The sequence below is a fragment of the Corynebacterium sp. KPL1818 genome, assembly GCF_000478135.1.
Taxonomy (GTDB): domain Bacteria; phylum Actinomycetota; class Actinomycetes; order Mycobacteriales; family Mycobacteriaceae; genus Corynebacterium; species Corynebacterium accolens.
Map to the genome: position 1 here is coordinate 435,163 of NZ_KI515759.1, position 16,038 is coordinate 451,200.

A 16,038-nucleotide genomic window follows, 5' to 3' on the forward strand; every position below is an offset into this window, starting at 1 on the left:
TACTCTTTAAAGGTCTCGGAAGCATAACGAGCCCAGGCTAAGCGTAGGGAAGCGGAGATTTTAAAATACTGCCTGCACACGCTAAAATGGTTCAGGTTATCGCAGCGGTGCGAATTGCTGCTGATAATGAGACGTTTCATTCTGCGTAACACCGTTCCCGTCTACGGTCGGCCGGTACGTCACGCGCAGATAAAATCCAAGGGTTGAACCGGCGCGCTAAAAGGCGCGTGTCTGAACTGCCCAGTGACTAGAAAAGGAGCCATCATGGCTGTCAAAATTAAACTGCAGCGCGTAGGTAAGATCCGCGCCGCTGAATACCGCGTAGTTATCGCTGATGCTCGTACCCGCCGCAGCGGCAAGGTCATCGAGAACATCGGCATCTACCACCCGAAGGAAGAGCCTTCCCTCATCAAGATCGACTCCGAGCGCGCACAGCACTGGTTGTCCGTTGGTGCACAGCCCACCGAGCCGGTCTTGGCACTGCTGAAGGTCACCGGTGACTGGCAGAAGCACAAGGGCCTGCCGGGCGCAGAGGGCACCCTGAAGGTTGCTGAGGAGAAGAAGTCCAAGCTGGACCTCTTCAACGAGGCATTGGCTGAGGCTAATAACGGCCCAACCATCGAGGCCATCACCGAAAAGAAGAAGGCCAAGGAAGAAGCAAAGAAGAAGAAGGAAGCTGAAGAGGCTGCTGCAGCTGAGGCTGCCGCTGCTGCTGCCGGCGAGGCAGACGCTGAAGCAGAAGCTTCTGAGGAGTCCGCAGAGTAATCTGCTCGGGTTTCTAGCGCCCTCTACCAATAAGAGGGCGCTTGCATAAACTTCATCCCCCACCTGCCATCGTTGCATTGACATACGGTGGCGAGTGGGGGATTTTGCGCGCTTTGCCAGCGCGCGGCCGCCGCAGGCTAGTGCCTAATGCTCCCCATCGTGTGGGCGCAGTTCGGGGTAATTGCCATATACATCGTTCGGATCTTCAAAATCCATCCCGCGCAGGCTACCTGCGACGACGGGCTTGAAAAGTTTATAGATTTCTTCCCGCGGCAGCTTGGACAGGGGGCCGTCAATGGCAAGCACGGTAAAACCGTGGACGGCGGACCAGGACAGCAAGCTATTGTGCAGGAAGTATTCTTTCTTGGGCGTTTGGCCTCGGGCCTGCGCATGGCGGGCCAAGAGATCGAAGTAGCGCTGAATCAGGTTCAGGTGTTCGCTTTTTGGATCATCGGGGGTTGACGGATCCACGCCGAGCATAAAGCGCAGCGCCTTCCACTCCAGCATGCAGCGGAAGAAATTCGTTTCATCCAGGGCGAAGTCGAGGTAGGCAAAACCTATCTGCACGAGGTGATCGGGGAAGGCAAGGTCACCAGCTTCATTGGTGGTGCGGTGCAGGCGGCGCACAAGCTCATCGGTGGCGAGTTCGGCCACCTTATCGTGTAGCTCTTCCTGGTCCTTAAAGTGCCGGTAAGCGGACGTAGGGGACACTCCTGCCGCGCGGGTCACGGCGCGGATGGTAATAGCCTCAGGACCTTTTTCTTTGCCTAATTGCACGGCGATGCGCAGCAGCTCGTCGTGGAGGTTTCCGTGGTGATAAGGCTTGTTATGAGACTGCGTTGTATCCAAAATCTGTCCTAACCGTGTGTGTATTTCAATTAGCCCGTAAGCATCGTTAAAAGCATCAGTGCAGGCTGCGCGTCCGCCTGTTGTGCGGGCGAATCCGAATTAACATCCGGTTGGGGCGCGGCAACGCTATGTACTGTATAAGCCGGCAAGTGCACCATATTACCCGGGGATAGGGTGACCGTTTTCTCCCCGCAGGTGAAATTCACTTCACCGCGTATTGCCTGCACGATAATCGGGTGGGCGGCCTTGTGATCCGGCAAAGTTTGACCAGGGGCAAAACTAAAAAGGATGAGGTTGGCGCGCTCACCGTTCAAGACCCGCTTGACCCCAGGGCGCTTGCGCTCAGGATCGGTGGCAGGCGCCAAGGCTACGAGGTCAAGGTCAATCAAGGGCGAGTGCGGTGCCTCCTGATGTGCACCGCGTGGCTCGGAAGCAGGGTTGGGTGAGTCGTTCATGCCACAAGCCTAATCCTTGGCGGCGGGATTGTGGGGAACGCGGCAGGAGATAAAGGCAACGGGGTGCATGCGGTAAACTTTGCGCCATGGAATTGATGATTGGGCGCGTCATTAAGTCGCACGGTATCAAGGGAGAAGTGGTGGTAGAACCCACCACCGATGAGCCTGAGGTGCGCTTTGCAGTGGGAGAAAAACTGCAGGGAAGGCAGGGCCGCAAGGAACACGAGTTGACCATCTCTGCGGTGCGCAGCCACAAGGGCAGGCTTTTGGTGACGTGCAAGGAAATTGCCGATCGCACCCAAGCGGATAGCCTGCGCGGCACCCAATTTTTCGCCGCCCCGTTAGAAGATGATGACGAGGGCTTTTATGATCATGAGCTCGAAGGTTTGCGCGTTATCCGCGACGGGGAAGATATCGGCGCTGTGGTTTCCGTCGTGCACGGGCCTAGCCAAGACCTCTTGGAGGTTGAGCTGGCTTCGGGCAGCTCCGCCTTGGTTCCCTTTGTCCATGCCATCGTCCCAGAGGTCGATGTGGAAGCCGGCACGTGCACCATCCAACCCCCGGAAGGGCTGTTGGACCTATGAGGCTCGATGTCGTGACCATCTTTCCGGAATACCTGCAGCCGCTGCGCCACGCCCTTTTGGGCAAGGCCATCGAGCAGGGCCGCCTTGAGGTGGGCGTGCACGATCTGCGGCAGTGGGCCACGGATGCGCATAAATCGGTCGATGACTCGCCCTTTGGCGGCGGCCCAGGAATGGTTATGAAGCCTGAGGTATGGGGCCCTGCGCTTGACGATGTCGCACTCGGGACCACCGCGCCCACCCTCGAGTCCTCGCTACCGCACCTCAACCGCCCGCGCCACGATGAAGTAGAAGGCGTCGAAGCTCGGGCCTATGGCGCCGATGCGGCGCACGAGGAGCACGAGGACGCCAGTGAGGATGGCGATCTCCCGCTGCTGCTGGTGCCCACCCCGGCTGGGGCGCCGTTTACCCAAGCGGATGCGCGGGCATGGTCTACCGAGGAGCATATTGTTTTTGCCTGTGGGCGTTACGAGGGCATCGACCAGCGCGTGGTTGAAGATGCAAAGAAGCGCTACCGCGTTCGGGAGGTATCCATCGGGGATTATGTGCTCATTGGTGGGGAGGTCGCCGTATTGGTGATTGCAGAAGCCGTCGTCCGCCTTATCCCCGGGGTATTGGGCAATAAGCGCTCGCATGAGGAGGATTCCTTTTCTGATGGCCTGTTAGAGGGACCGAGCTATACCAAGCCGCGGGAGTGGCGCGGGCTTGCGGTGCCGGAGGTCCTGACCTCTGGAAACCATGGGCTGGTAGATAGGTGGCGCAGGGAACAAGCATTGGAGCGCACCTGGCAGCGCCGCCCCGAGTTATTGGAACACGTGGAATTGAGCAAAGCGGACAAGGCATATCTAGCGCACGTGCGCGAGCGTGAATCTGAAGGAGAGTCACAGTAGTGCAGGTCAGCGTGGATCTTTCTGTGCTGATGACCCAGGAAGAATGGGAAGGATGCCAGGAAGATATGCCGCAGAAATTACGCGATGCAGGTTTTACGCCGGTAAATATTTTTGCCACCGTGGTTGCTCCATCGGCGCCGAAAGATAGCCCATTGGCTCAAGAATATGCCTTCAGCAATGGAACCGCGGCGGAAGGAACGCCGCTGTGGCGGGTCATCGTCAATGGCGATACCACAGCAGCCCTGCCTTCCGTCGCGCCGGTGGTTGCTGAGTGCCTACCGCCCACCGCGGCGTGGTTGGGGAGCACGGAAATTGGCCATACCGAATTCGCGTGGTCGGCCGAGCCCGTATGGAGCGCAGAATCCTCCGAAGAAATTTAAGAAAAGCTCTCTAGAAAAACGTGTATCGATGCTGGGTAGTGCTACTGTAAGTGCAGCATTTACTCGCATTTTTTACTTGCTCTCCAAGGATCTCTCGCATGACTTCTCCCAATGGAAATGACTTTGGCGGATACAACCAACAGCCGCAGTACAACCAGTACCCCGCGTATTCCCAGCCGCAACAGAGCCGCGGCGGGAATGGGGCCATGATTGCGGCGATCATTTTGGGAGTTGTGGCGCTATTGGCCGTTGCTGCTGCCGCATTCTTTTTCGTGCAGGGAAATGGCAATAAGTCCAGCGCCACCGCGCAGGAAAGCCAATTCCAGCAAAAGGTTGACTCCACCAAGGTCGATGCCAAGGAAGACGGGAAGTCTGGCAGTGAAGCTACCGTGACCAAGACCGAACAGGCTCCCGCGCCCGCACCAGCACAGGCGGCTGCAAGCAGCGGCAATGGGCACTCGTGGGGCGATTACACAAGCTATTACGCGGCCACGAGCAAAACCTCAGAGGCCTTTGCCAAAAACGTCTACAACACTTTCATGAATAACTGGGTGGCCGGCGGCGGAACGGATGCCACCTTGAGCGTTTATTCTCCTACTACCGGTGGTACCTATACGATGTACTGCTCCGGCAGCTCCTCGCGGGTAAGCTGCACCGGCGGCGATCGGGCCGAGGTAGTCATCCACTAAATCGGGGCGTCTTTTACTCCTCTTCTTCCTGCTTGTAGCGTGCGGGAGGGAGAGGATTTTGTGTGTCCGGCGGTGGCAGGCCGGGGCGGTGGACAAGGCATGCGGTAGATTGGGTGGGTCCTATGCCAAGCTGTGAAATAGAAGTGTGAGGAATCTACGTGAATATTGCGGCCACCATCGCGGCGGAGATCGGCGCTCAAGAAACCCAGGTTTCGACGGCGCTGAAGCTCCTGGCGGAGGGAAATACCGTGCCTTTCATTGCGCGCTACCGCAAGGAGGTCACGGGTGGTTTGGATGACGCGCAATTGCGCACCATCGAAGAGCGAGCCACCTACCTGCGCGAGCTAGAAGAGCGCAAAGAGACGATCCTTGCCGCCATCGAGGAGCAGGGCAAGCTTAGCGATGCCCTGCGTAGCCAAATCCTTGCCTGCGATACCAAGGCGCGGCTCGAAGATTTGTATCTGCCGTATAAAAAGCGCCGCAAGACAAAGGCGGATATCGCCCGCGAAGCCGGCTTGGAAGACTTGACCGACAAATTGATTGCACGGCCGAAGGCCCAGCCGGAGGAACTGGCGCAAGGCTATCTCACGGAAGGTTTCGCGGATACCAAAAAGGCACTGGAAGGCGCGCGCTCCATTCTCATCGATCGCTTCGCGCTCGATGCGGACTTGGTGGGTGGCGTGCGCGAGCGCATGTTTAACCAGGGTGCCATGCAGGCGCAGGTGGTAGAGGGGAAGGAAGCCGAGGGCGCGAAGTTCAAGGATTACTTCGACTTCAACGAGCCTTTTTCTTCGCTTCCTTCCCACCGCATTCTGGCGCTCCTGCGCGGGGAGAACGAGGGAGTGCTGCAGCTGCACCTGGATGCCGGTGACGATGCCGACTACGAGGACCTCATTGCGGATCGCTTCGGTCTGGATCGCAGCTCCGCGTGGCTGGATAATGCCGTGCACTGGGGATGGCGCACCAAATTGTATGTCTCTTCCAGCCTGGATGCGCGCATGCGCTTGAAAGAAGTGGCAGAAGAAGGCGCGCTCAAGGTCTTTGCCACCAACCTGCGCGATGTGCTGCTTGCTGCCCCCGCGGGCCAGCGCGCGACGATCGGCCTCGATCCGGGCTATCGCAACGGCACCAAATGCGCCGTGGTGGATAAAACGGGCAAGGTGCGCGATACCACCATCGTTTATCCCCATCAGCCACAAAACCAGTGGTCGCAGGCGGTGCAGACCCTGTCTACGCTGTGTGCGCGGCACTCGGTTGACCTCATGGCCATCGGCAATGGCACTGCCTCCAGGGAAACGGAAAAGCTCGCACACGAGATCGCCGACCTGCTCGAACAGGCGGGCGGTCAGCGGCCGACCCCTGTCGTGGTCTCCGAATCCGGTGCATCGGTCTACTCCGCATCGCAGCTGGCGGCAGAGGAATTCCCGGATATGGATGTCTCGCTGCGCGGGGCGGTATCCATTGCCCGGCGCCTGCAGGATCCACTGGCAGAGCTGGTGAAGATCGATCCTAAGGCCATCGGCGTGGGCCAGTATCAGCACGATGTGAACCAGACGTCGCTGGCGCGCACGCTGGATGGCGTGGTGGAAAGCGCCGTCAATGGCGTTGGCGTTGACCTCAATACGGCCTCGGCGCCGCTATTGGAGCGCGTGGCGGGTATTAACCCCACCATTGCCGCCAATATCGTGGCCTACCGCAATGACAACGGTTCTTTTGCTACGCGCAAGGAACTGAAGAAGGTGCCGCGCCTGGGGCCGAAGGCCTTTGAACAGTCCGCCGGCTTCCTGCGCATTAATGGGGGAGCGGACCCGCTCGATGCGTCCGCGGTTCACCCGGAGGCCTATCCCATCGTGACGCGAATAGCGGAGCAGACGGGGCTGGGCATCGGCGAGCTCATTGGCAATACCCGCGTGCTGGACAAGCTGGATCCCGCCAATTTCGCCGATGAAATCTTCGGTATCCCAACTGTGAGCGATATCATCGCCGAGCTGGATAAGCCCGGCCGCGATCCGCGCCCTGAGTTTAAGACCGCCACCTTTAAAGAAGGCGTGCATAAGGTCTCTGACCTTACCCCAGGCATGGTGCTGGAGGGCACGGTCACCAACGTGGCGGCCTTTGGCGCGTTTGTGGATGTCGGCGTGCACCAAGACGGCCTCGTCCATGTCTCTGCCATGAGCCATCAGTTTGTTTCTGATCCCCATGAGGTCGTGCGCTCCGGCCAGGTGGTCAAGGTCAAGGTGATGGAGGTCGACGTCGATCGCCAGCGCATCGGCCTATCGCTGCGGCTGGATGATGAGCCGGGCCAGCCCGCGCCGAAGCGCCGCGGCGGCGACTCGCAGCGCGGATCCGGCAAGCGCGGCGGTCAAAAGCCTTCGCGCGCAGCGGGGAAGAAGGGCGGACGCAACTCCGATCGTGGAGGCTCCCGCGGGCGCCCGGCAGCCAAGGGGACCATGGCCGATGCCCTGAAGAAGGCCGGCTTCTAGCTTCTCTGTGCAGCGGCCTACCAGCACCGCAGGGTGGGCCGCTGCTTGAGGCCGCGGTGGGGAAAATATCCCCGCCAACCGCGGACGACCCGAAAAATATGACCGCCACATTACAATCGATGCGGACTCCCACATCCAATAATGGTAAGTTTGGCAAAACTAAGTAAATGGCGTCCTTCTTCTCCTGCTTCAGCGAGGTGCTTCTGGGCAGATGGGGGCAAGGGGGACGCTGAACTACTGCCATAAGGAGACAACTATGAGTCGTGCGGCCGATAGCGGTCACGGTGCCGAGGATACTGCAGCGATGGCCTCGATAAGCGGCGAGGAACACAAGAGCCGGGGAGTGCTGGGCTGGCACCGCCTCCTGGACTGGCGCCCACGCAGCGCTTTGTCGCGGGTGCTTATCGTATTCTTCCTCGTTGCGCCCATCATCGTGGCCGGAACCATGATGTGGGCCATGTGGGATCCATCCAAGTACATGCGCAATATTGACCTCGCAGTGGTCAATGAAGATGCCGGCGTGGACAAGCAGGGCAAGCACACCAACTATGGCGACCAAGTGGTCGAGGGCCTGCTAGAGACCGATTACCTCAAATTCTCTGAGGTCAACAAGGACGAAGGCGAAGAGGGTCTGGTCAAGGGCAAGTACTTGATGGTGGTGACTATCCCGAAGAACTTTTCCGAACAAGCCGTCACCATCATCAGCGATAAGCCCGAAAAGCCTGAGATCAACTTCGCCACGAATGACTATTACGGCACGAATGGCTCGGTGATTTCCTCCAGCCTTATTCCGCAGGTACAAACGAGCGTGGAAAACGCCATTTCCAAAAAGTACGCCGACCAGGTTATTGAGGGGCTTACTAAGCTGAGCGACGGCCTGGGCAATGCCGCGGACGGCGCGGGGCGCCTCGATGAAGGCGCTGGAAAGCTGCAAGAGGGCGGCGGGCGCGCGGTTGAGGGTATCAACAAGCTCGACAACGGTGCGGGCAAGCTCAATAACGGCACGGCCGAGCTCCTCAACGGAACGACGCGGCTCAATGACGGCGTCGGGCGGTTGAATGATGGTGCAGGCAAGCTGAGTGATGGCGCGGCGCGCCTCGATGACGGTGCCTCCCGGCTTGCCGATGGCTCCGATAAGCTCCTTGCCGGTACCGGCCGCCTTGCCGATGGTGCGGGCCAGATCGATGCCGGGGTCAATCAACTCACCGGCATGCTCATCCCCGTGCTGAAGCAAGCCCAAGCCGTGGTACCTGGCCTTACCCAGCTGGTAGATATCTTGCGCGGGCTCGGTATGACCCAGCAAGCGGATCAGCTCTACTCGTTGGTATCCAGGCTCGATCCCGCCTCTAGTGGAAATATGGTGGGACAGCTGGAGAAGCTTTCCGCAGGCACCGGGCAGCTGCACTACAACCTGTCCGACCCGCAATCGGAATACCTCGGCGGGCTGACCACACTGAACGGCGGTGCACACCGCCTGTCCGATGGCATCAAGGAGCTGCGCGGCGGAGTTGGCAGGCTTAGCGACGGTACCTCGCAGTTGCAGGATGGTGCGACCCGCCTGCAGGACGGTGCCTCCCGCCTCCACGATGGCACGGGCGCGCTCAAGGAGGGCACCGGCCGCCTGGCTGAAGGCGGAACCGAGCTCAAGGGCGGCTTGGACCGCCTCAAGGAAGGCTCTGGCGAGCTATCTACAAAGCTTGCCGAAGGCGCCGCCAAGGCACCTACCATTTCCCGCCCAGAGGATTCCGCGCAAAATATAGCGGTTCCCATTAACTTCACCGCATCCAATGTCCATCCCGTGCAGACGGTGGTCAACCCAGCGGACCCGACCGAAAAGAATATTACCGGCGGCGCCTCCATGCTCTTCGTACTCGTATTCGGCTTCCTCGTCATGCTGCTCTTGGCGATGACGCTGCCGTACTACATGGCGCGCCGGGGAGCCCGCGTCACCAGCCCAGCCCGCAGCGTATTCGGCGCCTTTGCCGCGCTGACCGGCCTAAACTTCCTCATACTGGCGTTTATGGCCCTGATGTCTTCCACCTTGGGGTGGCAGCCGGCAAGCTGGTCCATGATCGCGCTCGTGCTCGCCGCGATTTCCGCCGTGGGTGCGGCGACCTATCAGTTCTTCCTGATTACCTTCGGGCGCAAGATCGGTTCGATCTTTGCAGCCGGCGCGTTCGCCCTGGGCGTGATGGTCTTTGGCGGGGTCTGGCCGGTCCTGGCGATTCCGCGCGCGCTCAGCCTGTTGCACCCTTTCCACCCGATGTCCTACGCCAAGGACGCGTTTACCCGTGCTACCGACGGCATTCATGATGGCACCTTCTGGAGCAGTATCATTATCCTCTTTAGCATCACGGTGGGTGCCGTGGTGGCGTCGTACTTGGTCTTCCGGGCGCGATACCTGGGCACGGCAAAGATCCTCGATGAGCACCACTCCATCCTCCGCTCGCCCATGCCCGCCTAAGGCGTGCTGCGCGCCCGGCTCGCCCCAGGTAGGGAAGTAAATCCGCGAAGTAGAGGAATTTGGAATTGGCCGGTTCCTATGGAAAGATAATCCATCGTTCTATGTAACGGGCACGAACCGGTCAGGCCTCCGGCCGCCAGGGTCCTCTGTCCCAAACTGAAAAGGAATATTGGTATGACCAACATTATCGACAAGGTCGATGCAGCGCAGCTGCGCGACGACATCCCGTCCTTCCGCCCCGGCGATACCCTCGACGTCAACGTCAAGGTTATTGAGGGTAACAACGAGCGTGCACAGCTCTTCAAGGGCATCTGCATCCGCCGCCAGGGCTCCGGTATCCGCGAGACCTTCACCGTGCGTAAGGTTTCCTTCGGTATCGGCGTAGAGCGTACCTTCCCGGTTCACTCCCCGAACCTCGAGTCCATCAAGGTCTCCCGCCGCGGCCGCGTTCGCCGTGCGAAGCTGTACTACCTGCGCGATCTGCGCGGCAAGAAAGCTCGCATCAAGGAGCGTCGCTAGTTCTAATGCCCGCCCTGGGCAGCGCCTATCTCCCTTCCTTTCCCGCATGCACAGTGCCGGAAAGGGAGGGAGATTTTTATTGTGCACTCCTCGAATCATTTCGATTTCCTGTGAATCGCCCCGCAGTCACGGGAGCCAATCCAGATTGCGGGCATGCAGTTGCTAGGATCTGACGGGTGAATAACGAAAGCATCTCGCAGGGCAAAGAAGCGGCCGCGGAGGAAGCAACCACGGAGAAAAAACAAATGCCGTGGTGGCTGGAGACTCTCGTAGTCGTCGTCTCCGTGCTGGTGGTCGTGGGGCTATTCCAAAACTTCATCGGCCGCCAATACGTGATTCCCTCAGGATCCATGGAGCCGACGCTGCATGGCTGTGAGGGATGCACGAATGACCGCATCTTTACAGAAAAGGTCTCTTACTACGGCGATAAGAGCCCAGAGCCAGGCGATGTCGTGGTCTTTAAGGGCACCGACGATTGGAACGGGAGTTACGTCTCCCCGCGCTCATCCAATGCCGTCATTCACGGCATTCAGGATGCGCTGAGCTTTATCTCCTTGGCGCCACCAGATGAAAATACCCTGGTCAAGCGCGTTATCGCCACCGGCGGGCAGACGGTGTCTTGCCAGGAAGGCGATCCCGCCGTCATGGTGGATGGCAAGCCCATCAAGCAGGATTACGTGCAGGATCCGCCGACCTATCCGGTGGATGAATCGACTGGATCGGAAGCCTGCGGTGGCCCGTATTTCGGCCCAGTGAAGGTGCCTGAGGATAATATCTGGGTCATGGGGGATAACCGCACCGCGTCTGCCGATTCGCGCTACCACATGGGCGATAACTTCCACGGCACGATCCCCGTAGATAACGTGCGCGGAAAGGTGCAGTTCGTATTCTGGCCGTTCAACCGCATTGGTGGGGTCGATGACCCAGACATCCAAAGCTAAACCACAGCAACAGCGCCTGCGCACGCGCGATTTCCTCGCGCCGGTCATCGGCGGCTTCGTGCTCTTAGTCCTACTGCAGGCTTTCGTCGGCCGGATGTATGTCATTCCCTCCGCGTCGATGGAACCTACGCTGCATGGCTGTACCGGCTGCGATAATGACCGCATCGCGGTGCAAAAGATGAGCTATTACTTCCACGACCCAGCCCCAGGCGATGTCGTGGTATTTGAAGGACCTGAGTCCTGGAATACGGAATTTGAGGTGCAGCGCTCCGATAATGTGCTGGTGCGCGGTGCCCAAAACGCCTTGGCGTCGGTGGGGCTTTTGCCCAATGGGGAAAATATCCTGGTCAAGCGCGTTATCGCCACCGAGGGCCAGACGGTCAAGTGCGAGGAGGGCGATTCCGCGGTGATGGTGGATGGTGCACCGATAGATCAGAGTTTCACATTGGATCCGCCCGAGATCCCGGTTGATCCCGGCTCCGGCTCGCAGGCCTGCGGCGGCCAATACTTCGGTCCCGTGACCGTACCAGAAGGCAATATGTGGGTCATGGGGGATAACCGCACCAATTCCCTGGATTCCCGCGCGCATATCGGCGATCACCTGCAAGGCACCGTGCCGGTGGACAATGTGCGCGGCAAGGTAGAAGCCGTGGTCCTGCCCGTATCGCGCTTTGGCGGCATCGACGATCCGGATATCCAGGATGCGGCGGCTTAAACAGCAACGCACCTTTGAAGTGGCGTTGGCCAAGGCAGGGCTCGGCCCCGTCGCCGGGGTGGATGAGGCCGGCCGCGGTGCGTGCTGCGGCCCCATCACCATCGCTGCTTGCATCCTGCCCAAGCGCATCGTGGGAGAATTGGATACCTTAACCGATTCCAAGAAGCTCACGCCCCGCCAGCGCGAAAAGCTCTTTCCCATCATTAAAGACAAGGCTGTGGACTGGTCGGTGGTCCATATTGCGGCAGGGGACATCGACAAGCGTGGCATCCAACACGCCAATACCTCAGGCATGCGCCGGGCAGTAGCGCGCCTGGAACAGCGCCCAGGCTATGTGCTTTCCGATGCCCTCTTTATCCCCGGCCTCACCCAACCCCACCTGCCCATCGTTGGTGGGGACGCGGCGGCGCGGTGCATTGCGGCGGCGAGCGTGCTGGCCAAGGTCAGCCGGGATCGCCTCATGCTGGATCTGGACGAGCGCTTTCCGGGCTATGGATTGGCAGGGCATAAGGGCTATGGCACTAAGGCGCACGAGGCCGCGATTGCCGCTTTGGGGGCGAGTCCAGAACACCGCATGAGCTACAGCAATGTGCAGCGCGCGCATGCCCAATTCACTGCGCGTGCCTAGCGAAAATTGTGGTTTCTGCGCGCTAAGCTAGGGCGAGCTATCCCATATTTTGGAGGTCCACAGTGAGTGCAGAGGAACTCGAAAACTACGAGGCAGAGGTAGAGCTGTCCCTTTACCGCGAATATCGCGATGTCGTCAGCCAGTTTTCTTATGTCGTAGAAACCGAACGACGATTCTACCTGGCCAATGCCGTAGAACTGATTCCCCATACCGCCGGGCCCGATGTGTACTACGAGGTGCGCATGTCCGATGCCTGGGTATGGGATATGTACCGTTCCGCCCGATTCGTGCGCTACGTTCGCGTCATTACCTACAAAGATGTCAATATCGAGGAGTTGGATAAGCCGGATTTCATCATGCCGGACTAGGGCGCTGGGCGCCTGTCAATTCGGCGCCCGCTCCATCCCGCCGCAGCTGTGGATAACTCTTCGTGATGCCGAAGTTATTCACATCCGCGGCGGTTTTCTGGTTTTCGGGCTTGTATCCGGCCCGCATCCTGCGGTGTTCTGTGCGTGCAGCACAAACAGCACGAAAGAAAAGGACGCCACACATGCAATTTGCATCCGATAAACACCTCGCTACGAAGCACCCCCGGCACAGGCAAGAACTGGGAAAGCGGGGAGAATCATTCGCCGCGCGCTACCTCCGCGAGCGCGGTTCCGACATCATTGCCGCCAACGTCTCCTACCGAGTGGGAGAAATCGACCTTATTGCCTGCGAGCCCGATGGCACGATCGTCTTCGTAGAGGTAAAAACCCGCTCTACCGCGAGTTTTGGCACAGCCGAGGCGGTGACCCCACACAAGCTTGCCCGCATGCGCAGGGCCGCCGTCCAGTGGCTAGACGGCAAGCCGCTGGCTACCGTGCGCTTCGATGTCATTGCTCTCGTGGTCAAAGGCGAGGGTTTTGAACTAGAGCACTTTACGGGGGTCGACGATGGCTCTCGGTAAATGCTTAGCAGTCTCCCTACACGGCGTACTCGCCCGCGTCATCAACGTCGAAGCCAACGTAGGGCATGGCCTGCCCGGAATCCATGTGGTGGGGCATGCGGATACCGCGATATCTGAATCCCGCGACCGCATCAAGACCGCCGCCGCGAATTCCCGCCTGCCATGGCCGAAAACCAAGGTGATCGTGTCCATGTCACCGGCCTCGCTCCCAAAATCAGGCTCCCATTTTGATCTGCCCATGGCCCTTGCGATTCTCGCCGCCCACGTAGAACAGCACGGCGCTGACTACGCGCGCTCCGTGCAGTTACCCAACCGGGTCCTTGAAGAAACCCTGGTGCTCGGGGAACTGGGCCTGGACGGCACGGTTAGAGCAGTACCCGGCATTATCCCTGCGCTTCTCGCCGCCCGCGAGGAGGGCATTACTACGCTGGTCATTCCGCCAGGCAATGCGGCCGAGGCCACCCTCGTTCCTGATATGAATGTGCTGGTCGCAGCCACGCTCTTTGATGCCTTTGCGTGGGCGCTAGGAGAGCGCGACCTGCCCCGTGCGGCCGAGTGCTGCTCTGATCAACCCGCACCGGCGCCCGCACAGAAGCGGCTAGATTTTTGCGATATAGCCGGGCAACACCATGCCAAGTGGGCGGCGGAAGTCGCTGCCGCCGGTGGGCACCACCTGTTGATGATTGGCCCACCAGGCTCGGGAAAATCCATGATCGCCTCGCGCCTGCCCAGCATTCTTCCGGCGCTAAGCCCAGACCAGATGGTAGAAACCACCGCGGTCCACTCGCTCACGGGGACCCCCGGTGAAGTGGTCTCCCACGCGCCCTTCATCGCCCCGCACTCTTCGGTTACCCGTGCGGCGCTCCTTGGTGGTGGAAGCGGCCATCCTCGCCCAGGGGCGGTGAGCCTGGCCCATAATGGGGTGCTCTTCCTCGATGAGGTCAGCGAGGTAAGCGCCCCAGTCCTTGACGGCATGCGCGCGCCTTTAGAAGAAGGTCATGTCCGCCTGGCACGCGCGCAGCAGGAGATTGACTACCCGGCGCGATTCCAACTGATTATGGCCGCTAACCCCTGTCGGTGCGCCGCCGAGGATCCCTCTCAATGCACGTGCAATCCGCATGACCGGCTTCATTATCTATCGAATCTCTCCGGGCCGTTGCGCGACCGCTTGGACATGGTGGTCACCCTCTCCGGACAGTCAGCCACCATCAATGCTGAGGGCGAAGAATCCTCTGCCGCCATTGCCGAGCGGGTCGCCGCAGCCCGCGACCGTGCCCGGGCGCGCTGGGCGGCCGACGGCATTCCCGCCCGCGTCAACGGCGCCGTGCCCTCGTCCTATTTGCGCCGGCACCGCCCCGCATCTGAGTCCGCGATGATCATGTTGTCTGCCTACCTTGCCGAGGGCGAGATTTCGCAGCGCGGCATCGACCGCGTCCTGCGCGTGTCGTGGACCTTGGCCGACTTGCACGGCAGTTCCACACCCGATCTTGCGGAAGTGGGTCAAGCCCTCGACCTTCGTTCGAGCCAAACGGTAGGGAGGATTTCGGCATGAGCGATCTTGATTTATCGACTCCACTTGCCACATGGGTATATCTCAATCGCGTGGTGGAAGGCCCGTCCGCCTCCTTGCAGGCCTTGCTGGAACATCATTCGGCCGAAGAGATTGCCCACGGGATTTATCACCGAGCCGATTGGATCGGGCCTCTCTTAGCGCGCACCGCCTCACGGTTTGATTGGGTGCGGCAAAAAGAAGACCTCGCCGCCGCAGAGCGCGTGGGGGCGCGATTGATCACTGCCGATAGCCCCGAGTGGCCAGCCGAGGCGTTTTCTTCTGCCTTTGGTTTTTACCAGAATGGCGCGGACGCGCCGGCCACATTCGATGAGCAAGCAGTACCGCCGCATAGCTTGTGGGTACGCGGCTCAGCGCTTAAACCCGAGGTAGGGCAGGCCGTTGGAATCGTGGGCACGCGTGCCATTTCGCGCTACGGGTGGCAGGCAACCCAAAGTGTGGTCTCAGGCCTAGTGAACCATCAGTGGACTATCGTCTCCGGCGGGGCTTTGGGAGTAGATACCGTGGCGCATGAGACCGCCTTGCACAATGCGGGGCGCACCATTGCTGTCGCCGCGTGCGGAATCGACAAGAATTACCCGGCCCGCAATGGTGGACTCTTCGATCAGATTGCCGATAATGGCTGCATCGTCTCCGAATTCGCTCCCGAGACAGCACCTAAGCGGCATCGCTTCCTCATTCGCAACCGCCTTGTTGCGGCGCTAAGCCAAGGAATCGTGGTCATGGAAGCTGCATATCGTTCCGGTGCTCTTAATACCCTCAACTGGGCAGAAGCCTTGGGGCGCGTTGCCATGGCCGTGCCGGGGCCAATTACGACGAGTGGCTCGCTCGGGTGCCACCAGCGCATCCAAGACGGGCGGGCCCAGTTGGTCGCCAGCGCCGACGAAGTCCGCGCCCTGGTGGGCCGCGCCGGGACGGTTGATCCGGAGGCGCAGTATGAAATGAATTTTGCGGCGTCTTTAACGCAGCGACTATCGCGGAATGAGCTGCGGGTCTTTGACGCGACCCCGCCGCCAGGAAGCCCTCCGGCTACTGCTGAAGATATTGCGCGGGACGCGGGATTCCGCCTGCCCCTTACTATCCACTTATTGCTTGCCCTAGAGAAAATGTGTGTGATCGTGCGGGAGGGAAATAACTGGGTTCGCTTAGAGATGGGCTGA

The 16,038-nt window shown here is 60.0% G+C and carries 17 protein-coding genes; 15 read left to right on the forward strand and 2 right to left on the reverse strand.

The window, feature by feature from the left end; all coding sequences use genetic code 11:
* The first annotated feature begins 264 nt into the window (after nt 1–264).
* Complete coding sequence (gene rpsP / locus HMPREF1261_RS07765; RefSeq protein WP_005283672.1) at nt 265–765, forward strand: 30S ribosomal protein S16; 501 nt, start codon at nt 265–267, stop codon at nt 763–765.
* A 144-nt stretch (nt 766–909) separates the two neighbouring features.
* Here the strand turns inward: rpsP and HMPREF1261_RS07770 are convergent, their stop codons facing one another.
* Together HMPREF1261_RS07770 and HMPREF1261_RS07775 are read right to left on the reverse strand one after the other, a co-directional pair.
* On the reverse strand, nt 910–1,614 hold the full coding sequence (locus HMPREF1261_RS07770; RefSeq protein WP_005278630.1) for a TetR/AcrR family transcriptional regulator: 705 nt from the start codon (nt 1,612–1,614) through the stop codon (nt 910–912).
* 29 nt (nt 1,615–1,643) lie between these two features.
* Nucleotides 1,644–2,069: a cupin domain-containing protein gene (locus tag HMPREF1261_RS07775; protein WP_034658182.1), complete on the reverse strand. Its 426-nt coding sequence runs from the start codon at nt 2,067–2,069 to the stop codon at nt 1,644–1,646.
* Nucleotides 2,070–2,155: 86 nt separating this feature from the next.
* Between HMPREF1261_RS07775 and rimM the strand changes: the two genes are divergently transcribed.
* From rimM to dprA, 14 genes are all read left to right on the forward strand, one after another.
* On the forward strand, nt 2,156–2,653 hold the full coding sequence (gene rimM, locus HMPREF1261_RS07780) for a ribosome maturation factor RimM (protein ID WP_005283666.1): 498 nt from the start codon (nt 2,156–2,158) through the stop codon (nt 2,651–2,653).
* A complete protein-coding gene (gene trmD, locus HMPREF1261_RS07785; RefSeq protein WP_005283663.1) occupies nt 2,650–3,540 on the forward strand; it encodes a tRNA (guanosine(37)-N1)-methyltransferase TrmD in 891 nt (296 codons plus the stop codon). The genes rimM and trmD overlap by 4 nt, the downstream gene beginning before the upstream one ends.
* 65 nt (nt 3,541–3,605) lie before the next feature.
* Entirely contained in the window at nt 3,606–3,920 is a 315-nt protein-coding gene (locus HMPREF1261_RS07790) for a hypothetical protein (RefSeq protein ID WP_232207999.1), read from the forward strand.
* A 98-nt stretch (nt 3,921–4,018) separates the two neighbouring features.
* Nucleotides 4,019–4,609, forward strand: coding sequence for a hypothetical protein (locus HMPREF1261_RS07795; protein ID WP_023030548.1), 591 nt, complete (start codon nt 4,019–4,021; stop codon nt 4,607–4,609).
* Nucleotides 4,610–4,767: 158 nt separating this feature from the next.
* The gene (locus HMPREF1261_RS07800) at nt 4,768–7,092 is read left to right on the forward strand and encodes a Tex family protein (protein WP_023030549.1); all 2,325 of its coding nucleotides are present in this window, start codon (nt 4,768–4,770) and stop codon (nt 7,090–7,092) included.
* A 211-nt stretch (nt 7,093–7,303) separates the two neighbouring features.
* On the forward strand, nt 7,304–9,556 hold the full coding sequence (locus HMPREF1261_RS07805; RefSeq protein ID WP_084538533.1) for a YhgE/Pip domain-containing protein: 2,253 nt from the start codon (nt 7,304–7,306) through the stop codon (nt 9,554–9,556).
* Between the two features lie 174 nt (nt 9,557–9,730).
* Complete coding sequence (rplS, locus tag HMPREF1261_RS07810; RefSeq protein ID WP_005278655.1) at nt 9,731–10,075, forward strand: 50S ribosomal protein L19; 345 nt, start codon at nt 9,731–9,733, stop codon at nt 10,073–10,075.
* Between the two features lie 245 nt (nt 10,076–10,320).
* Complete coding sequence (lepB, locus tag HMPREF1261_RS07815; protein ID WP_167530823.1) at nt 10,321–11,016, forward strand: signal peptidase I; 696 nt, start codon at nt 10,321–10,323, stop codon at nt 11,014–11,016.
* Nucleotides 10,994–11,731 (forward strand): signal peptidase I, encoded by a 738-nt coding sequence (gene lepB, locus HMPREF1261_RS07820; protein ID WP_005278660.1) that lies wholly within the window; start codon nt 10,994–10,996, stop codon nt 11,729–11,731. Before lepB (HMPREF1261_RS07815) ends, lepB (HMPREF1261_RS07820) begins: the two co-directional genes overlap by 23 nt.
* Complete coding sequence (locus HMPREF1261_RS07825; protein ID WP_232208005.1) at nt 11,709–12,359, forward strand: ribonuclease HII; 651 nt, start codon at nt 11,709–11,711, stop codon at nt 12,357–12,359. Before lepB (HMPREF1261_RS07820) ends, HMPREF1261_RS07825 begins: the two co-directional genes overlap by 23 nt.
* 62 nt (nt 12,360–12,421) lie before the next feature.
* The gene (locus HMPREF1261_RS07830) at nt 12,422–12,727 is read left to right on the forward strand and encodes a DUF2469 domain-containing protein (RefSeq protein ID WP_005278666.1); all 306 of its coding nucleotides are present in this window, start codon (nt 12,422–12,424) and stop codon (nt 12,725–12,727) included.
* A 182-nt stretch (nt 12,728–12,909) separates the two neighbouring features.
* Entirely contained in the window at nt 12,910–13,308 is a 399-nt protein-coding gene (locus tag HMPREF1261_RS07835) for a YraN family protein (protein ID WP_023030552.1), read from the forward strand.
* The gene (locus HMPREF1261_RS07840) at nt 13,295–14,860 is read left to right on the forward strand and encodes a YifB family Mg chelatase-like AAA ATPase (RefSeq protein WP_023030553.1); all 1,566 of its coding nucleotides are present in this window, start codon (nt 13,295–13,297) and stop codon (nt 14,858–14,860) included. The genes HMPREF1261_RS07835 and HMPREF1261_RS07840 overlap by 14 nt, the downstream gene beginning before the upstream one ends.
* Nucleotides 14,857–16,038: a DNA-processing protein DprA gene (gene dprA, locus HMPREF1261_RS07845; protein ID WP_023017308.1), complete on the forward strand. Its 1,182-nt coding sequence runs from the start codon at nt 14,857–14,859 to the stop codon at nt 16,036–16,038. Before HMPREF1261_RS07840 ends, dprA begins: the two co-directional genes overlap by 4 nt.

Excerpts from the sequence above, each read along its gene's own strand:
- rpsP (WP_005283672.1), top strand. The coding sequence starts at position 265 with ATGGCTGTCAAAATTAAACTGCAGCGCGTAGGTAAGATCCGCGCCGCT.
- HMPREF1261_RS07775 (WP_034658182.1), bottom strand. The coding sequence starts at position 2,069 with ATGAACGACTCACCCAACCCTGCTTCCGAGCCACGCGGTGCACATCAG.
- rimM (WP_005283666.1), top strand. The coding sequence starts at position 2,156 with ATGGAATTGATGATTGGGCGCGTCATTAAGTCGCACGGTATCAAGGGA.
- trmD (WP_005283663.1), top strand. The coding sequence starts at position 2,650 with ATGAGGCTCGATGTCGTGACCATCTTTCCGGAATACCTGCAGCCGCTG.
- HMPREF1261_RS07790 (WP_232207999.1), top strand. The coding sequence starts at position 3,606 with ATGCCGCAGAAATTACGCGATGCAGGTTTTACGCCGGTAAATATTTTT.
- HMPREF1261_RS07795 (WP_023030548.1), top strand. The coding sequence starts at position 4,019 with ATGACTTCTCCCAATGGAAATGACTTTGGCGGATACAACCAACAGCCG.
- HMPREF1261_RS07805 (WP_084538533.1), top strand. The coding sequence starts at position 7,304 with ATGGGGGCAAGGGGGACGCTGAACTACTGCCATAAGGAGACAACTATG.
- rplS (WP_005278655.1), top strand. The coding sequence starts at position 9,731 with ATGACCAACATTATCGACAAGGTCGATGCAGCGCAGCTGCGCGACGAC.
- lepB (WP_167530823.1), top strand. The coding sequence starts at position 10,321 with ATGCCGTGGTGGCTGGAGACTCTCGTAGTCGTCGTCTCCGTGCTGGTG.
- lepB (WP_005278660.1), top strand. The coding sequence starts at position 10,994 with ATGACCCAGACATCCAAAGCTAAACCACAGCAACAGCGCCTGCGCACG.
- HMPREF1261_RS07835 (WP_023030552.1), top strand. The coding sequence starts at position 12,910 with ATGCAATTTGCATCCGATAAACACCTCGCTACGAAGCACCCCCGGCAC.
- HMPREF1261_RS07840 (WP_023030553.1), top strand. The coding sequence starts at position 13,295 with ATGGCTCTCGGTAAATGCTTAGCAGTCTCCCTACACGGCGTACTCGCC.
- dprA (WP_023017308.1), top strand. The coding sequence starts at position 14,857 with ATGAGCGATCTTGATTTATCGACTCCACTTGCCACATGGGTATATCTC.